This window comes from Rathayibacter sp. AY1E8, from assembly GCF_002931415.1.
GTDB lineage: Bacteria > Actinomycetota > Actinomycetes > Actinomycetales > Microbacteriaceae > Rathayibacter.
The window spans coordinates 41677-55570 of the sequence record NZ_PSVI01000021.1 but is presented as its reverse complement, the minus strand read 5'-3'; the positions used below and the strand labels follow the sequence as shown (position 1 = coordinate 55570).

The window sequence follows — 13894 nt, the reverse complement described above, 5'->3', positions numbered from 1 at the left end:
CGACCGGGGCCGCCCTATCCTTGACGAGTGAAGCCACAGGAGCCGGCGGGCGTCGGACGCGCGGAGCGCACGCTCGCCTACATGTTCATCGCGATCATCGTCGTGACGGTCCTCGCGTTCCTCGCGATCCTGGTCGCCCCCGCGCTCGGGATCCGCGAGTACGCCGGCCCGTTCTGGCAGTTCGTCTTCGCCGTGCCGCTGGTGGGTCTGCCGATCGCGTTCCTCATGATGATCGCGATGCTCATCGTGGGGGTCCGGCGCCGCCGCGCGCAGTCCTGATCGGACGCGCTCTCCTCCTGCCGCACCACCTCCGATCCGGCGTTCCCCGCCGCCGAGCCGACACCGAGCGCCCGGACAACCGACTCCCAGACTCCGTACAGCCGACGGCCAGATACTGTCCTGCATGGACGGACCCCGCATTCTCATCGTCGACGACGAGCCCAACATCAGAGACCTGCTCACCACGAGCCTCCGCTTCGCCGGCTTCGCCGTGCGTGCGGTCGGCAACGGGGCCCAGGCCATCTCGGCGGTCCTCGAGGAGGAGCCGGACCTGATCATCCTCGACGTGATGCTCCCGGACATGAACGGATTCGGTGTGACCAAGCGCCTCCGCTCGGCCGGGTACACCTCCCCCATCCTCTTCCTCACGGCGAAGGACGACACCGAGGACAAGATCACGGGCCTCACCGTCGGCGGTGACGACTACGTCACGAAGCCGTTCAGCCTCGACGAGATCGTCGCGCGCATCAAGGCGATCCTCCGCCGCACCATGCACGCCGAGGAGGACGCGGTCATCCGGGCCGGCGAGCTGACCATGGACCAGGACACGCACGAGGTCCTCGTCGGCGACGAGCCGGTGGAGCTCAGCCCCACCGAGTTCAAGCTGCTCCGCTACCTGATGCTCAACCCGAACCGGGTGCTCAGCAAGGCGCAGATCCTCGACCACGTGTGGGAGTACGACTTCAACGGCGATGCGGGCATCGTCGAGTCCTACATCTCGTACCTGCGACGTAAGCTCGACACGCATTCGGAGGAATCGCTCATCCAGACCAAGCGAGGATTCGGATACATGCTGAAGGTCGCGAAGGCCTAGCCTCCGCCACCTCGGCGCCACCTCCCGCCGGAGGCGCGGCGCCCGCCGATCCCGAGGGAGTTCCACCGCCATGCACCAGGGTCTGGCCGAGCGGTGGAACTCCATCTCGTTGCGCACGAAGATCACCGCGGTCACGGTCCTCCTGCTCACGCTGGGACTCCTCGTCTCGGGGATCGGGACGATGACGATGCTGAAGCCGCAGCTCGTCGCCCAGCTCGACGCACAGCTGGCCGACCAGGTCCAGCGGACGGCGAGCGACCTCTCCGTCAACGACTTGGCCGCGATCGACGAGTCCAAGGCCGATTTCGGCGCCGTCTACGACCAGTACGGCACGCTCGACAACACGAACGCGTCCGGCGCGGCCGACCCCGCCTTCCCGCAGACCTTCACCCTCGAGCAGGCGCTGCAGGGCGGCGACAAGCCGATGGAGATCTGGAGCTCCAACGGCAAGGTCGAGTACCACGTCATGTCGACGGTGTTCACGAGGGGCACCGAGTACCAGACGCTCCTGCTCGCGGTGTCGACCCGCAGCGTCGACGTCATCATGACGACGTACCTCACGATCTTCCTCGGCTTCGGAGTCGCGATCGTCGTGATCGGCGCACTCCTCACCCGCCTGCTGGTCACCACCACCTTCGCCCCGCTGCGCGAGGTCGAGCAGACCGCCGCCGCCATCGCCGACGGCGACTTCAGCCAGCGCCTGGACGGCACGACACCCAACACCGAGGTCGGACGCCTCAACCGCTCGCTGAACGCGATGCTCGGGCGGATCGACTCCGCCTTCCGCGACCGCGCCCGCACGATCGACCAGATGCGCCGCTTCGTCGGCGATGCCAGCCACGAGCTGCGAACGCCGCTGGTCTCGGTCCGCGGCTACGCCGAGCTTTACCGGATGGGCGCTCTGCAGACGCCCGAGGCCGTCGGCCAGGCGATGGAGCGCATCGAGAAGGAGGCGATCCGGATGGGCGGCCTGGTCGAGGACCTCCTCGAGCTCGCCCGCCTCGACGAGACGAAGCCTCTCGCACTCGCGCCCGTCGATCTGATGCCGCTCGCCCGCGACGCCGCGATGGACGCGATGGCCTCCTGGCCCGACCGCGACTTCGGCGTCGAGACCCGCGACGACACCCCCGTGGAGACGCCCGCGCTCGAGCCCGACGAGGCCGGCGCCTCCGCCACGCAGACCATGGAGCTGACGAACCCCGGGCTCACCGGCCCGATCGCCGCGGCAGGAGCGAGGCTCGCCCGATTCCGCCGGCGTCCGCGCCGGGTCAACGCCGAGGAGATCGCCGCCGGCACCGCCACCGCCCCCGAGGAGCCGGGCGTGCCGGCGATGGTGATGGCGGAGGAGAACAAGATCCGCCAGGTCCTGACGAACCTGATCGGCAACGCCGTCCGCTACACGCCCGAGGACACTCCGATCGAGATCGGCGTCGCCGTCGACCGCTCCCGCCGCCTCGCCCTGCTGGAGGTCATCGATCACGGCGAGGGCATCCCGCCGCAGATCCGCGAAAAGATCTTCCAGCGCTTCTGGCGCGCGGACACCTCGCGGACCCGCGAGACCGGCGGCAGCGGCCTCGGGCTGGCGATCGTGTCCTCGATCGTCGCCGCGCACAAGGGCCGCGTGGACGTCGTCGAGACGCCGGGCGGAGGCGCGACCTTCCGCGTCGCGCTGCCGCTCTTGACGGTCGGCCAGAACGGCGAGACCTCCCCCGCCTCGGTCTGATCCGCACCGCCGCCCCTCTCCCATCGGGGGGCTCTTCGGTCCGAGCTCTCCCGTCGACGTCCGCGAGCGGCACAGATCGATCCGCTCGAGCGACCGTGACCTCGCCGACCCGGCCCGCACGGCCGCGCACGGCTCACTCTCTCCTCTTGGGGACCAACGGGCGGCGAGCCCGCCCAGACCGCTGGAGATGAGACCCGACGCTCGACGGATGCCGCGTCACCGGATCCTGCGGCATCGCCGTCCGCATCCGTTCGGCCGAAGACATCTCCGCCCTGACCCCGGACGTCGCGACCCGCACCGGCGCCTTCCACGCGCTTCCGGTGCCGGTGTCCGCTGAGGCGACCGAGGCGGCGCGGAGAGCGGTGCCACCGCAGGAGAACCGCCGTTATGGTCGCGGAGCGGATCCAGAACCACCTGCCGGTTCGGTCGCCCGCTGCTCGCTCAGATGCCTCCGGAAACGCCGAAGGCGGCTCCCCCGGAGGGGAACCGCCTTCTGCGTGGTGGGGGGACGGACTAGAAGTCCATGCCTCCGGTGGGGTCGCCGCCCGCGGCGACCGGGTTCTTCTCGGGCTTGTCGGCGACGACGGCCTCCGTAGTGAGGAAGAGACCGGCGATCGACGCCGCGTTCTGCAGAGCGGAGCGCGTGACCTTGACCGGGTCGATGATGCCCGCGGCGATGAGGTCGACGTACTCGCCGGTCGCGGCGTTGAGGCCGTGTCCGGTGGGCAGCTCGCGGACCTTCGCAGCGACGACGCCGGGCTCCATGCCCGCGTTGAGGGCGATCTGCTTGAGCGGGGCGTCGATGGCGACCTTGACGATGTTCGCGCCGGTCGCCTCGTCTCCGACGAGCTCGAGCTTCTCGAAGGCGAGCTTGCCGGCCTGGATGAGGGCGACGCCACCACCGGCGACGATGCCCTCCTCGACGGCGGCCTTCGCGTTGCGGACGGCGTCCTCGATGCGGTGCTTGCGCTCCTTGAGCTCGACCTCGGTCGCCGCTCCGGCCTTGATGACCGCGACGCCGCCGGCGAGCTTCGCGAGGCGCTCCTGGAGCTTCTCGCGGTCGTAGTCGCTGTCGGTGTTCTCGATCTCGCCGCGGATCTGCGCGACGCGACCGGCGATGGCCTCGGCGTCGCCGGCACCCTCGACGATCGTGGTCTCGTCCTTGGTGATGACGACCTTGCGGGCCGAGCCGAGCAGGTCGAGGGTGACGTTCTCGAGCTTGAGGCCGACCTCCTCGGAGATGACCTGGCCGCCGGTGAGGATCGCGATGTCCTGGAGCTGCGCCTTGCGACGGTCGCCGAAGCCGGGGGCCTTGACGGCGACAGACTTGAAGATGCCGCGGATCTTGTTGACGACCAGGGTCGCCAGCGCCTCGCCGTCGACGTCCTCGGCGATGATCAGCAGCTGCTTGCCCGCCTGGATCACCTTGTCGACGACCGGGAGCAGGTCCTTGATGTTCGAGACCTTGGAGTTGACGATGAGGATGTAGGGGTCCTCGAACACCGCCTCCTGGCGGTCGGGGTCGGTCACGAAGTACTGCGACAGGTAGCCCTTGTCGAAGCGCATGCCCTCGGTGAGCTCGAGCTCAGTGCCGAAGGTGTTCGACTCCTCGACGGTGACGACTCCCTCCTTGCCGACCTTGTCGATCGCCTCGGCGATGATCGCGCCGATCTCGGGGTCCGCGGCGGAGATGGAGGCGGTCGCCGCGATCTCCTCCTTGGTCTCGATCGCCTTCGCGCCGGCGATGAGCTCGGCGGTGACGGCCTTGACGGCCTTCTCGATGCCCTTCTTGAGGCTGATCGGGTCGGCGCCGGCCGCGACGTTGCGCAGGCCCTCGCGGACGAGCGCCTGAGCGAGGACGGTCGCGGTGGTGGTTCCGTCGCCGGCGACGTCGTCGGTCTTCTTGGCGACCTCCTTGACGAGCTCGGCGCCGATCTTCTCGTACGGCTCGTCGAGCTCGATCTCCTTGGCGATGGAGACGCCGTCGTTCGTGATGGTGGGAGCGCCCCACTTCTTCTCGAGGACGACGTTGCGGCCGCGCGGGCCGAGGGTCACCTTGACCGCGTCGGCCAGAGTGTTGAGTCCACGCTCGAGGCCGCGGCGGGCTTCTTCGTCAAAAGCAATGATCTTGGCCATGTGTGTTTCTCGTCCCTCCCGGACGTCGTGAAATGTCTGTGCTGGCACTCGACCGGAGCGAGTGCCAAGGTCGATTCTGGCACTCGCGGTGGACGAGTGCAAGCGACCGGCACGCGCTCCGACACGAAGGAGCCGCCGCCCGCACGAGGCGGACGACGGCTCCCGGGAGGCTCGGCGGTCAGGCCGGGCGGACCGATTCGGCCTGGGGGCCCTTCGACCCCGTGCCGACCTCGAACGCGACCTGCTGCCCCTCCTCGAGGACCTTGTACCCCGACATGTCGATCGCGGAGTAGTGGACGAAGACGTCCTGTCCGCCGCCGTCGACCGTGATGAAGCCGTAGCCCTTCTCAGCGTTGAACCACTTGACGGTTCCGTTCGCCATCTCTGTACTCCCCAGTGCTGTGATGCCCGCGGCACGAGCGATGTGCTGGTGCCTGGTCAGGAATACTAATCGGGCTATCGGCCCCGGGAGGGGCTGGAAAGGGCCTCGCGGGGAAGAGTTGCCCGGGATTCAACACGGAGGAAACGTGCCCGTAACAGAGGGCCCCGATCAGCCCTGCTCGGACGCGTAATCGGCCCCCAGGACCACGACGACGGAGCCCGTCTCGACGAAGTCCTGCGAGAGCAGGACGGTCCCCGTTCCGAGCGAGTCGACGAGACCGAGGGCCGCTCCCTCGAGCGCCGGGTCGGTGAAGTAGACGGTCGTGGCGGCGATGTCCTCGGTGTTCGCGTTCGCGACGGTCGGGACGCTCCAGCCGGCCGTCGTCAGGGCGTCGCCGGCGCTGGCGGCGAGTCCGACGGTGGCGGTGCCGTTGAGGATGGCGACGGCGAGCTCGGGATCGAGCGTCGCGGCAGCGGTCGGAGTCGCCTCCGCGGTCGCGGTGGGCGGAGTGAACACGTCTGTGAACTGCACCCGGTCGTCGATGACCAGCAGCCCGATGAAGCCGAGCAGGACGATGACTCCGGTGGCGAGCGCGGCCCAGGCGAGGGCGACGGCGCGGGCGTGAGGGGCCGGCGGCCGGCGGTGGGCGCCGACGCGCGCCTCCGTCGCCGGGACCTCGTCGAAGCGGTCTCTCGGGTGCGTGTTCGACATCGGGGGTACGGCCGGCCTTCCGTTTGTGGACTCGAGCAGCTCGTCTACTCGAGGCGTCGCGAGGCGCGGGCGCCGGCGCGCTGGTCGCGGATGCGCTGCAGCCGCGTGACGAGCATCGGGTCGTGCGCGAGGGCGGCCGGAGAGGCGAGCACCGCGCTGAGCACCTGATAATAGCGGGCGGCCGACAGTCCGAACTGGGAGCGGATGGCGTCGTCCTTGTCCCCGGTGCGGGCCGTCCACTCGCGCTCGAAGGCGAGCACCCGCAGCTCGCGCTCGGACAGACCGGTGCCCGGCCTCGGGTCCGTCGTCCTGCTCATCCCCCCAGGGTAGGCAGGCGCGACGCCACCGCAGGGGAGGCGCTCCGAACGGCTCGTGACCGCGTCGCGGCGTGCCGGCGGGGAGTCTCCTCCAGAGCCCGTGGAGGCGGAATGGAGCCGTCGTCCCGGGGGTTGGACCAGGTGGAGGGGCGCGACCGTCCCCGTACACTGACGAGGATTCCGAGGGAGACCCATGTCGTCGTATTCCGTGAACAAGTCCGACGCCGAGTGGCGCGAGGAGCTCGACCGCGACCAGTACGCGGTCCTGCGCGAAGCGGCCACCGAGCGCCCGTGGACCGGCGAGCTGCTCGACGAGCACCGCTCCGGCCTCTACACCTGTGCCGCCTGCAACGCCGAGCTCTTCAAGAGCGGCACCAAGTTCGACTCCGGCTGCGGCTGGCCGAGCTTCTACGAGTCCGTGAACCCGGACGCGGTCCAGCTGATCGAGGACAGCACCCTCGGCATGGTCCGCACCGAGGTCCGCTGCGCGAACTGCGGATCCCACCTGGGACACGTCTTCCCCGACGGCTTCGGCACGCCCACCGGCGACCGCTACTGCATGAACTCGATCGCCCTGAACTTCCAGGCCGAGGGCGAGTGACCGTGTCCTCCTCCCCCGTGCTCGAGGCCGTCCTCGCGCGCCGATCGCGCTCGAAGGTGACGCCGGAGGCTCCGGGGCACGACGAGATCGCGGCGTTCGTCTCGGCGGCGTCGCGTCTCGCCGATCACAGCTCGCTGCGCCCGTGGCGGGTCATCCAGATCCGCGGCGCCGCCCGCGACCGGGTCGGCCGCAGCTTCGCGGTCGCCTCGGGGGCGAAGAAGGACCCGCGGAAGTACATCGAGAAGACGCACCGCGCCTCCCTGCTGCTGGCCGTCGTGGTCAGCGTCAAGAAGTCGAAGGTGCCGGCCTGGGAGCAGGAGGCCGTCGCCTCGGGCGTCGCCCACCTCCTGAGCCTGCTGCTCGACGAGGCGGGCTGGGGTGTCTTCTGGCGCACCGGCTCCTACACGCGCGACAAGGCCGTGCGGAAGGCGCATCGCCTCGAGAAGGGCGAGGAGCTGCTCGGCTGGCTCTACGTCGGCCGTCCCGACGGGAAGATCGGCGGCCCCAAGCGTCCCGCTCCCGCCGAGCGGCACCTCAGCATCCTCGAACCGTGAGACGCGGCGGGCCCCGATCCGGGCGGATCCGGGGCCCGCGATAGGGTGGCCGGGCGCGCGAGCGCACCTGCCGACGTGGCGCAATTGGTAGCGCACCCGACTTGTAATCGGGCGGTTACGAGTTCAAGTCTCGTCGTCGGCTCTGAAATCGCCGGTCAGGCCCCGTTTCGGCGGGGCCTGACCGAGCGTTGGGCTCGTGAGAGTCATGATTTGGTCATGATTGCTTTGATGACAGCGCCCTTTGACGAGCTCGCTCGACAGCTGTCGTGACCTCGTCGAGGCGATTCGGCCAGAGGTGTGTGTAGGTCGCGAACGTCTCGCGCACGTCCTCATGCCCAAGCATGCTGGCGATCAACAGCGGGTCCGCGCCTGCGGCGATCGCCATGCTCGCGGCAGTATGCCGAAGCTTGTGAGGCGTCAGCCCCGGCATGTCCAGACCTGATCCGAGCATCGCCTTCGCCCATACGCGGTTGCGCCAGTTCGCATCGTGTATTGATGATCCAGTTGAGGTCGCGAACAGCCAATCTTCCGACGCTCGTTCGTTGCCGAGATCCGCGAGCTCATCGCACAGAAATGTCGGCACCGGAACAACCCGGCGCTCCGAAGTCTTGGGCAGCCCTAGCACCCGCTCGCCCTGCACACCCTTCGTCCACGTGCGATCGACGCGCAGTCGCTTCTCCGCGCGGGAGAAGTCACCGACGCGCAACGCAAGCGCCTCGTTGATACGAAGCCCTACGTAGGCGAGCGTGAGGACGAGAACGCGATCAGTCGCTCGACCGCTCGCCTCCTCCGCAGCGACCGCGAGCGCTTCGACCTCCTCGAAGTCGAGGAACACACGATCATCGGCATGCGTCGAGGCGCGTGCGAGTTCGATCCCTCGGGCGGGGTTCGTAGAAATCCAGCCTTGATCGGCAGCAAAGCCGCACACCGCCGAGAAGACGGTGTGGAGGCGCCGCACAGAAGCTGCAGCGAGCGACGAGCGATCGCGCTCGTCGAGAAATACAGCCGGGGCGTCTCCGCGCTCGAGAGCTGTGACCCACTCCTCTACCTCGTGGCGCTTGATCGAAGCGAGACGGCGACCTCCCCACTGCGGCAGAACGTACGTGCGGAGATCTCGCTCGTACGCGTGCCGACTGCTCGTCTTGATCTTCCGCTTAGAGTCGACCCACTTCTGCGCAACGGATGCGAACAGCTGCTCCCCCAGCGCCGCCGGCCGGTAGGAGCCCTCCCGCGTCTCGTGATCGATGCGGGCGACGAATTCCGCCGCTGACGCCTTCTCCGCGAATGACTTCGATCGCTGCTTCTGACGCCCGTCCGGTTGCGTCTCGTACCAGTCGACGCGCCAGCGCATCCCTCGGCCGAATGTCGGCGTGCGAAACTCGTCGGGCAACCGACGGATGGCTTGCAACTGTCGGGACGTCGGCGCGCGTCGCTCGACGACCACGCCCGCTTCGTCCCGGACGACGTAGTCGTGAACCCAACGGTCGCTGATCCACGCGCGCGCCATCAGATCTGCGTCGTGAGGCTCTGACCATCGAGGTGACGCGCGAGCCAGACGTCGGGGACGTCGACTCCGTAGCTGTCCCGCAGCTCACGCGCGTCGCCTTCGATGATGCGCCGGTACGAGGCGATCGCTTGTCGCGCTTCACCAGTAAGGGGCTGCAGCGCGGCCGCTGAGTGCGCAGCGTGAATCCAGCTTGACGCCTCCGTAATGTCGTTCAGAAGACCGAGCACCCGACGCGCTCGATTCTCTGAGTCGGGCAGGCTCTTCAGCTCGAACTGCAGCCTGAACCACCTCTCGACTTCGAGGTTGGTCAGTGTGCGAGCCATCGTCGGGAGCTCTGCAACCGCGAACGGGTCCTCAAGGTCGAGGAGGAGCTCGAGTGGTGACCGGTTCAGCGCTTCGGCAATTGCCAGCAGCTCCCCAATCGACGGATCACTCTTCCTGCCCAGCTCGATGTTGACGATCGTCGAGCGCGTCACGGCCTCGCTCGGCACGGCATCCGCCAGAGCCTGCGCGTCGCGGAATCCGGCGATCTTGCGGTACTTGGCCACGCGGAGACCGAGACCGGTCTTCTCGTACTTGCGCTGCGGTCGGTCGGTCATGCACCGAGTCTTGCAGATTCTCCGGACGAGGATCGAGCGTCGATGACTAGACCGGTAGTGCGCATAGCGTGAATCACGTGCTAGGTTCTCCTTGGGGCGAGCGTGATCCCCTGTGATCGAGTCTGATTCGCACAGAGGCGATCGCGGCACTGCAACATGATGACAATTTCCAGATCGAACGCGTCAGCGTTCCCCACCGAACGAGGAGCTCATGGATTCACTTACGGCAGACCTCAAGCCGCTGAACACCCCGCAGGAGACCGCCGCCTTTCTCGGGCGGACCGTCTCCGCGCTCGCGAACGATCGCCACACCGGTGCAGGCCTCCCGTTCGTACGGGTGGGTCGATCCATTCGCTACGAGCGGTCAGCGATCGCCGAGTACATCGCTGCGAACAGGTTCATCAGGACGGACGAGCGCGCGGCGTCGTGATCGCACGTTCCGGCAGCACCAGCCGAAGAGGTCCCGAAGGCGAACGCCAGGATCTGTCCCGCCTCTGGTACGCGGACCCCACAGGGGAAGCCGCCGTCCGCAGAATCCTCGAGGCCGACGACTTCATCGTTACCGACCCCGCAGGACACAAGATCTTCCACATTTCGCGCGATGCGTTGTTGAGCGTCGTGCCGATGCTCGACTTCAAACCAAACGCAGCCGCAACGAGCCTCCGCGCCCGTCTCAGAAAGAAAGCCCCCACCAAAGCGGGTGCAACCGCAGGTGAGGGCAACCGGCCCGATCCAACCACTACGAAGGAGAACCAGTGATGAACCCTATCCTCGCACAAGCCACCGACACAGAGCCAGAGCGACGCCGCCGCGTCCCCGTCGCCGCGCTCAGCGGGCAGACATCCAAGGGGCACGAGGTCTACGTATCCGCGGATGCCCACGGTTTGATCTGCTACGGCTCGCGACTCCCCGCGGGGTTGTTGTACTCGACCGTCGCAGGCACCGCGTTCGCCGACGAGCACGGCGCCCCGTGGGTGTTCCTTGGCACATACGAAGTCGAGGGCACGAAGCACGGCACCGCGAACCTGCGGTTGTTGTCGCCGGTCCCCTGCGCCGACTTCGACTGGTGTGTTGGCCACCAGCTGGACGACAGCGCCGGCCTGCTCGAGCCCGACTGGCACGAAGGAGCACGCGAGACGATCGGCACCGTCAACGGCGGGGACGTCACCGCGTACCGGGTGAGCTATGCCGACGAGAATGACGGAAGCGGCACCCTCATCGACCGCACCGCGATCTTCATGCCGGAGACGTTCGACTACGCCCTCGCGAAGACCGAATTGTTGACGATGGCGGACCAGCTCGAGCGCCTGAGCAAGAGCCTCCGCGTCGTGGCGCGCAAGGCGGTGCACGCGTGACACCCGTAGAGATCATCGGCGCCCCTGACGGTCCTGGCCGGTCGCTCCGCAAACTGCGCATGCTCGCAGGTGTCCGTATCAACGACGCCGCGAAAGCCGTCGGCGTGCCCGTGACGTCGCTACACAGAGCCGAGGACGGCGACGACCGCCTGTTGAACGTCCGCGAGGTCTTCCTGCTCTCGGGGCTCTACGCCGAGGCTCTGACGAGGGGCGGCAAGCGGTGACCGCCGCACTCGTCGAGGCACGATGGGCGGGCGGGAGCATCGCGATCGAGCCCGATGAGTACGACGAGGAGATCGTCGTACGTGTCGACGTCCCGGGCCTGACGGTGCCACTGGCACCCGACGAGGCCGTCCGTCTCGCAGTCGAGCTGATAGCTGCCGCGCATCGTGCGGAACACCCAAAGCCGGACGACTGGCTCCTCGAGCAGCCACCATCGACGGCCGCCGCTTCCCTCACAACTAAACATCACTGACCAGGAGGACCGCTCGCAGCGTGGACACGCGGGCGGTCCTTCTCATTTCCCCAGGAAGGGGCAGACGTGACCGACACGACGACAGGCGACGAGAAGCGGCCACCGCGTTTCGAGACCGCCCTAGGGGCGTAGATGGGCGCACAGCTTGTAGGGAGAGCGTTCCACTTCGCTGCAGAGCACGACTTGAAGGCAAACGAGCTGCGGTTACTCATCTGGATGTCGCTCAAAGCGATGGACCAGGACAAGCCTCCTCGCTACTTCGCCGCCCGCGAAGAATCCGCGTACGGACTTGGACGGCTAGTGCCGGACGAGCCGCACCCATTCGATGCCAACGCAGCAGAGGCCACTCTCGACCGGGAGGCAGCATTTCAGCGTGTCAAGATCGCGACCGCCGGACTCGTGAAAGCTGGAGCGATCGAGAGAACCCGACGAGGGCAGGCCGGCAACCGTGCCGAGTACGTGCTCAGTTACGGCCAGCCCATCCAGCCGATTAGGGGTACGCAATCCGTACCCCTGAAGCCTGTGGACAACTCCCCATGGGGTACGTAATGCGTACCCCTGCCAGGTACGTAATGCGTACCCCTCAGGGGTACGGAAAGCGTACCGGCAGGGGTACACCGCCTGTACCCCATAGGAAACAGGAGGAGACACGGAGAAAAAGACTATGAGGAGATACCTAGACCCAGGTGACCATCTCACTTGTCAGACACACCGCCAGAACCCAACCGAGAGGCACGCACCTTGACCCAGACGACCACACCGACTCCGCTTGCAACCCGACTCGCAGCCCTCGAGCAGGAGAACGCGCGGCTGCTCAAAGAGTCCGCGTACTGGCGTCAGCGATCACGGCAGTGGGAGCGCGCTGCGAAAGACCGCGCCGACCGACGTCGAGTAACGCGCGTCGACAGCCACCCACCGATCGACCTATTCGCCGAAAGGACCAACTCATGACAGACCTCACCCCACAGCAGATGAGCCTCGTCCGCGAACTGACGATGACGCTGCTCACGTTCGATGGCAGCGGTGGCGAGATCCGCGACCACCTGACCGGCGTCTTCACCGACCCTGCACTCTCGGCCGAAGACCGAGATCGGATGCCCGAGGTCATCCTCGCGGCGTTCGCCTCCGGGACGTACATCCTTCAGCAGCTTCGGCACCGTCAGGGCTTCGAAGCCGTCGATGCGTTCCTGCAGTTGGCCGCTGCTCAGTGGGCGCTCGGACTGCAACGGGGCGCGACCGACCCGCCGGCCTAAGCCACACCCACGCCACCTCCCCTGCCCCCGGGGGGTGGGGGGCAGGGGAACGGCGATCCCGAGGGGATACCGCCCGCGTGTGTGTCCTCTTTTTTTCGTGGCGCCGCCCCCACCAGCCCCCTCCCTCTGGGGGGCGGCGATCCCGGGGGGATTGCGCCAATACCCCTCCGCGTAAAAAAACCGAGAGGACTACAGCCCTTGACTCATCTCATTCCCCCCGGCTCGCTGATCTTGACCCCGCAGGACGCGCGAGCTCTCTACCAAGCGGCCAAGCTCGGTGATCTTCGGCAGCAGTATCGCGTTGGCGATACGGCCATCTACGACCTACTCAGCGCTATCTCTATGGCTGCTTTCACCATTCCTGCCGATGGCGGCAATCTCACGCGGCATACCTCGGCATTCGTGGAACATGGTTTGTGGACGGTCCACCGAGTAGCGATAGCTGCGGGACTGTCCGAACGGAAGGTCCGACTCGACTGTCAGCAGGGTTTCCTGCCGGCAACGAAGCAGGGCAGCAACTGGATCATCGAACAGGCAGAAGCCGATACGTACATCGCCCGAGGGCGAAGAAGGTAGAACTCTCATGGCGCTCACTCAGCTCAACAAGCAGATCGAAGCTATCCGCGCGCGAGCAGCCGATATGACGAAGACGCTCCGAACCACGCAGAGCTCCATCGACAGCGACCCCACGCTCAGTGACCAGGGGAAGCAGGAGACGAAGCAGGCCTATGTGGATCAGACGAGGGAAGCCCTCGCCGACCTCCGCTCGCAGGAGAACGCGCTCGTCAAGGCCAAGACGCAGGAGCTCGAGCGAGCTCTCGACTCGGCAGTCGGTACCGGCGGCGCCGACATCATCGCCTTCCGTGACGCGCAGGACCGTGCTGCACGACTCGAAGAGGAAGACGATGCCGTGAACCTGCTCTCGCAGGCGATCCGCGTGAGCGACAAGAGCCTCGCCTTCGCAGTCTTCCGCACCGGCCTCGACAAGGCCTGGCCTCGCGTTCGCGACGTGTTCCTCACCGAGTACCCGCAGGCTGCGGAGACTGTCGCCGACCTCAGGCAGCTGCAGCAGTACCACGCCAACAGCATCGAGCGAACCCTCACCTACGCCTGGTTCAACTGACCGTCACGGTACCGGCGCACAACAGATGGCTACCAACGCGCGATACGCCAACGGTCATCGACGCC

The 13894-nt window shown here is 67.3% G+C and carries 20 protein-coding genes and 1 tRNA gene; 15 read left to right on the top strand and 6 right to left on the bottom strand.

Annotated features, from left to right (window positions below; translation table 11 throughout):
• Positions 1 to 27: 27 nt before the first annotated feature.
• The 3 genes from C5C74_RS08375 to C5C74_RS08365 all read left to right on the top strand — a co-directional run bounded on the left by C5C74_RS08375 (position 28) and on the right by C5C74_RS08365 (position 2816).
• Positions 28 to 279 (top strand): hypothetical protein, encoded by a 252-nt coding sequence (locus C5C74_RS08375; protein ID WP_244229474.1) that lies wholly within the window; start codon positions 28 to 30, stop codon positions 277 to 279.
• Positions 280 to 403: 124 nt separating this feature from the next.
• Positions 404 to 1093, top strand: a complete 690-nt coding sequence (locus C5C74_RS08370; protein ID WP_055787731.1) for a response regulator transcription factor — start codon at positions 404 to 406, stop codon at positions 1091 to 1093.
• Between the two features lie 70 nt (positions 1094 to 1163).
• Positions 1164 to 2816, top strand: coding sequence for a HAMP domain-containing sensor histidine kinase (locus tag C5C74_RS08365; protein WP_104224601.1), 1653 nt, complete (start codon positions 1164 to 1166; stop codon positions 2814 to 2816).
• Between the two features lie 513 nt (positions 2817 to 3329).
• On the opposite strand, the gene groL is transcribed toward C5C74_RS08365, so the two are convergent.
• From groL to C5C74_RS08345, 4 genes are all read right to left on the bottom strand, one after another.
• On the bottom strand, positions 3330 to 4952 hold the full coding sequence (gene groL, locus C5C74_RS08360) for a chaperonin GroEL (RefSeq protein ID WP_104224600.1): 1623 nt from the start codon (positions 4950 to 4952) through the stop codon (positions 3330 to 3332).
• Between the two features lie 178 nt (positions 4953 to 5130).
• On the bottom strand, positions 5131 to 5334 hold the full coding sequence (locus C5C74_RS08355; RefSeq protein ID WP_104224599.1) for a cold-shock protein: 204 nt from the start codon (positions 5332 to 5334) through the stop codon (positions 5131 to 5133).
• 168 nt (positions 5335 to 5502) lie between these two features.
• Positions 5503 to 6045 carry a LytR C-terminal domain-containing protein gene (locus C5C74_RS08350; protein ID WP_104266885.1) on the bottom strand — a complete coding sequence of 181 codons (543 nt, stop codon included), beginning with the start codon at positions 6043 to 6045 and terminating at the stop codon, positions 5503 to 5505.
• Between the two features lie 44 nt (positions 6046 to 6089).
• Positions 6090 to 6362: a DUF3263 domain-containing protein gene (locus C5C74_RS08345; protein ID WP_104351322.1), complete on the bottom strand. Its 273-nt coding sequence runs from the start codon at positions 6360 to 6362 to the stop codon at positions 6090 to 6092.
• A gap of 193 nt (positions 6363 to 6555) precedes the next feature.
• Between C5C74_RS08345 and msrB the strand changes: the two genes are divergently transcribed.
• From msrB to C5C74_RS08330, 3 genes are all read left to right on the top strand, one after another.
• Positions 6556 to 6963, top strand: a complete 408-nt coding sequence (msrB, locus tag C5C74_RS08340; protein WP_104255437.1) for a peptide-methionine (R)-S-oxide reductase MsrB — start codon at positions 6556 to 6558, stop codon at positions 6961 to 6963.
• Entirely contained in the window at positions 6960 to 7517 is a 558-nt protein-coding gene (locus C5C74_RS08335) for a nitroreductase family protein (protein WP_104351321.1), read from the top strand. Before msrB ends, C5C74_RS08335 begins: the two co-directional genes overlap by 4 nt.
• Positions 7518 to 7586: 69 nt before the next feature.
• Positions 7587 to 7659, top strand: a tRNA-Thr gene (locus tag C5C74_RS08330).
• A 72-nt stretch (positions 7660 to 7731) separates the two neighbouring features.
• Here C5C74_RS08330 and C5C74_RS08325 read toward each other — a convergent pair.
• Positions 7732 to 9024, bottom strand: a complete 1293-nt coding sequence (locus C5C74_RS08325; protein WP_104351320.1) for a site-specific integrase — start codon at positions 9022 to 9024, stop codon at positions 7732 to 7734.
• Entirely contained in the window at positions 9024 to 9623 is a 600-nt protein-coding gene (locus C5C74_RS08320) for a helix-turn-helix transcriptional regulator (RefSeq protein WP_104351319.1), read from the bottom strand. Before C5C74_RS08320 ends, C5C74_RS08325 begins: the two co-directional genes overlap by 1 nt.
• A gap of 211 nt (positions 9624 to 9834) precedes the next feature.
• Here C5C74_RS08320 and C5C74_RS18045 point away from each other — a divergent pair, with 211 nt between their 5' ends.
• The 9 genes from C5C74_RS18045 (at position 9835) to C5C74_RS08295 (ending at position 13829) form a co-directional block, all read left to right on the top strand.
• On the top strand, positions 9835 to 10053 hold the full coding sequence (locus C5C74_RS18045; protein WP_104274287.1) for a helix-turn-helix domain-containing protein: 219 nt from the start codon (positions 9835 to 9837) through the stop codon (positions 10051 to 10053).
• Positions 10050 to 10382: a hypothetical protein gene (locus C5C74_RS17080; protein ID WP_146083040.1), complete on the top strand. Its 333-nt coding sequence runs from the start codon at positions 10050 to 10052 to the stop codon at positions 10380 to 10382. Before C5C74_RS18045 ends, C5C74_RS17080 begins: the two co-directional genes overlap by 4 nt.
• Complete coding sequence (locus tag C5C74_RS08310; protein ID WP_146083039.1) at positions 10382 to 10978, top strand: hypothetical protein; 597 nt, start codon at positions 10382 to 10384, stop codon at positions 10976 to 10978. The genes C5C74_RS17080 and C5C74_RS08310 overlap by 1 nt, the downstream gene beginning before the upstream one ends.
• Positions 10975 to 11202, top strand: coding sequence for a helix-turn-helix domain-containing protein (locus tag C5C74_RS17075; protein WP_146083038.1), 228 nt, complete (start codon positions 10975 to 10977; stop codon positions 11200 to 11202). Before C5C74_RS08310 ends, C5C74_RS17075 begins: the two co-directional genes overlap by 4 nt.
• Positions 11199 to 11453 (top strand): hypothetical protein, encoded by a 255-nt coding sequence (locus C5C74_RS17070; RefSeq protein ID WP_146083037.1) that lies wholly within the window; start codon positions 11199 to 11201, stop codon positions 11451 to 11453. The genes C5C74_RS17075 and C5C74_RS17070 overlap by 4 nt, the downstream gene beginning before the upstream one ends.
• A 132-nt stretch (positions 11454 to 11585) precedes the next feature.
• A complete protein-coding gene (locus C5C74_RS17065; protein ID WP_146083036.1) occupies positions 11586 to 12002 on the top strand; it encodes a hypothetical protein in 417 nt (138 codons plus the stop codon).
• 398 nt (positions 12003 to 12400) lie between these two features.
• A complete protein-coding gene (locus tag C5C74_RS08300; RefSeq protein ID WP_104351316.1) occupies positions 12401 to 12706 on the top strand; it encodes a hypothetical protein in 306 nt (101 codons plus the stop codon).
• A gap of 198 nt (positions 12707 to 12904) precedes the next feature.
• Entirely contained in the window at positions 12905 to 13282 is a 378-nt protein-coding gene (locus C5C74_RS17060; RefSeq protein ID WP_146083035.1) for a hypothetical protein, read from the top strand.
• A gap of 7 nt (positions 13283 to 13289) precedes the next feature.
• Positions 13290 to 13829 carry a hypothetical protein gene (locus C5C74_RS08295; protein ID WP_104351315.1) on the top strand — a complete coding sequence of 180 codons (540 nt, stop codon included), beginning with the start codon at positions 13290 to 13292 and terminating at the stop codon, positions 13827 to 13829.
• The last annotated feature ends 65 nt before the right edge of the window (positions 13830 to 13894 follow it).

What these genes read in the sequence shown, in the direction of transcription:
- C5C74_RS08370 (WP_055787731.1), top strand. Translation starts at nt 404, where the DNA reads ATGGACGGACCCCGCATTCTCATCGTCGACGACGAGCCCAACATCAGA.
- C5C74_RS08365 (WP_104224601.1), top strand. Translation starts at nt 1,164, where the DNA reads ATGCACCAGGGTCTGGCCGAGCGGTGGAACTCCATCTCGTTGCGCACG.
- groL (WP_104224600.1), bottom strand. Translation starts at nt 4,952, where the DNA reads ATGGCCAAGATCATTGCTTTTGACGAAGAAGCCCGCCGCGGCCTCGAG.
- C5C74_RS08355 (WP_104224599.1), bottom strand. Translation starts at nt 5,334, where the DNA reads ATGGCGAACGGAACCGTCAAGTGGTTCAACGCTGAGAAGGGCTACGGC.
- C5C74_RS08350 (WP_104266885.1), bottom strand. Translation starts at nt 6,045, where the DNA reads ATGTCGAACACGCACCCGAGAGACCGCTTCGACGAGGTCCCGGCGACG.
- C5C74_RS08345 (WP_104351322.1), bottom strand. Translation starts at nt 6,362, where the DNA reads ATGAGCAGGACGACGGACCCGAGGCCGGGCACCGGTCTGTCCGAGCGC.
- msrB (WP_104255437.1), top strand. Translation starts at nt 6,556, where the DNA reads ATGTCGTCGTATTCCGTGAACAAGTCCGACGCCGAGTGGCGCGAGGAG.
- C5C74_RS08325 (WP_104351320.1), bottom strand. Translation starts at nt 9,024, where the DNA reads ATGGCGCGCGCGTGGATCAGCGACCGTTGGGTTCACGACTACGTCGTC.
- C5C74_RS08320 (WP_104351319.1), bottom strand. Translation starts at nt 9,623, where the DNA reads ATGACCGACCGACCGCAGCGCAAGTACGAGAAGACCGGTCTCGGTCTC.
- C5C74_RS18045 (WP_104274287.1), top strand. Translation starts at nt 9,835, where the DNA reads ATGGATTCACTTACGGCAGACCTCAAGCCGCTGAACACCCCGCAGGAG.
- C5C74_RS08310 (WP_146083039.1), top strand. Translation starts at nt 10,382, where the DNA reads ATGAACCCTATCCTCGCACAAGCCACCGACACAGAGCCAGAGCGACGC.
- C5C74_RS17065 (WP_146083036.1), top strand. Translation starts at nt 11,586, where the DNA reads ATGGGCGCACAGCTTGTAGGGAGAGCGTTCCACTTCGCTGCAGAGCAC.
- C5C74_RS08300 (WP_104351316.1), top strand. Translation starts at nt 12,401, where the DNA reads ATGACAGACCTCACCCCACAGCAGATGAGCCTCGTCCGCGAACTGACG.
- C5C74_RS08295 (WP_104351315.1), top strand. Translation starts at nt 13,290, where the DNA reads ATGGCGCTCACTCAGCTCAACAAGCAGATCGAAGCTATCCGCGCGCGA.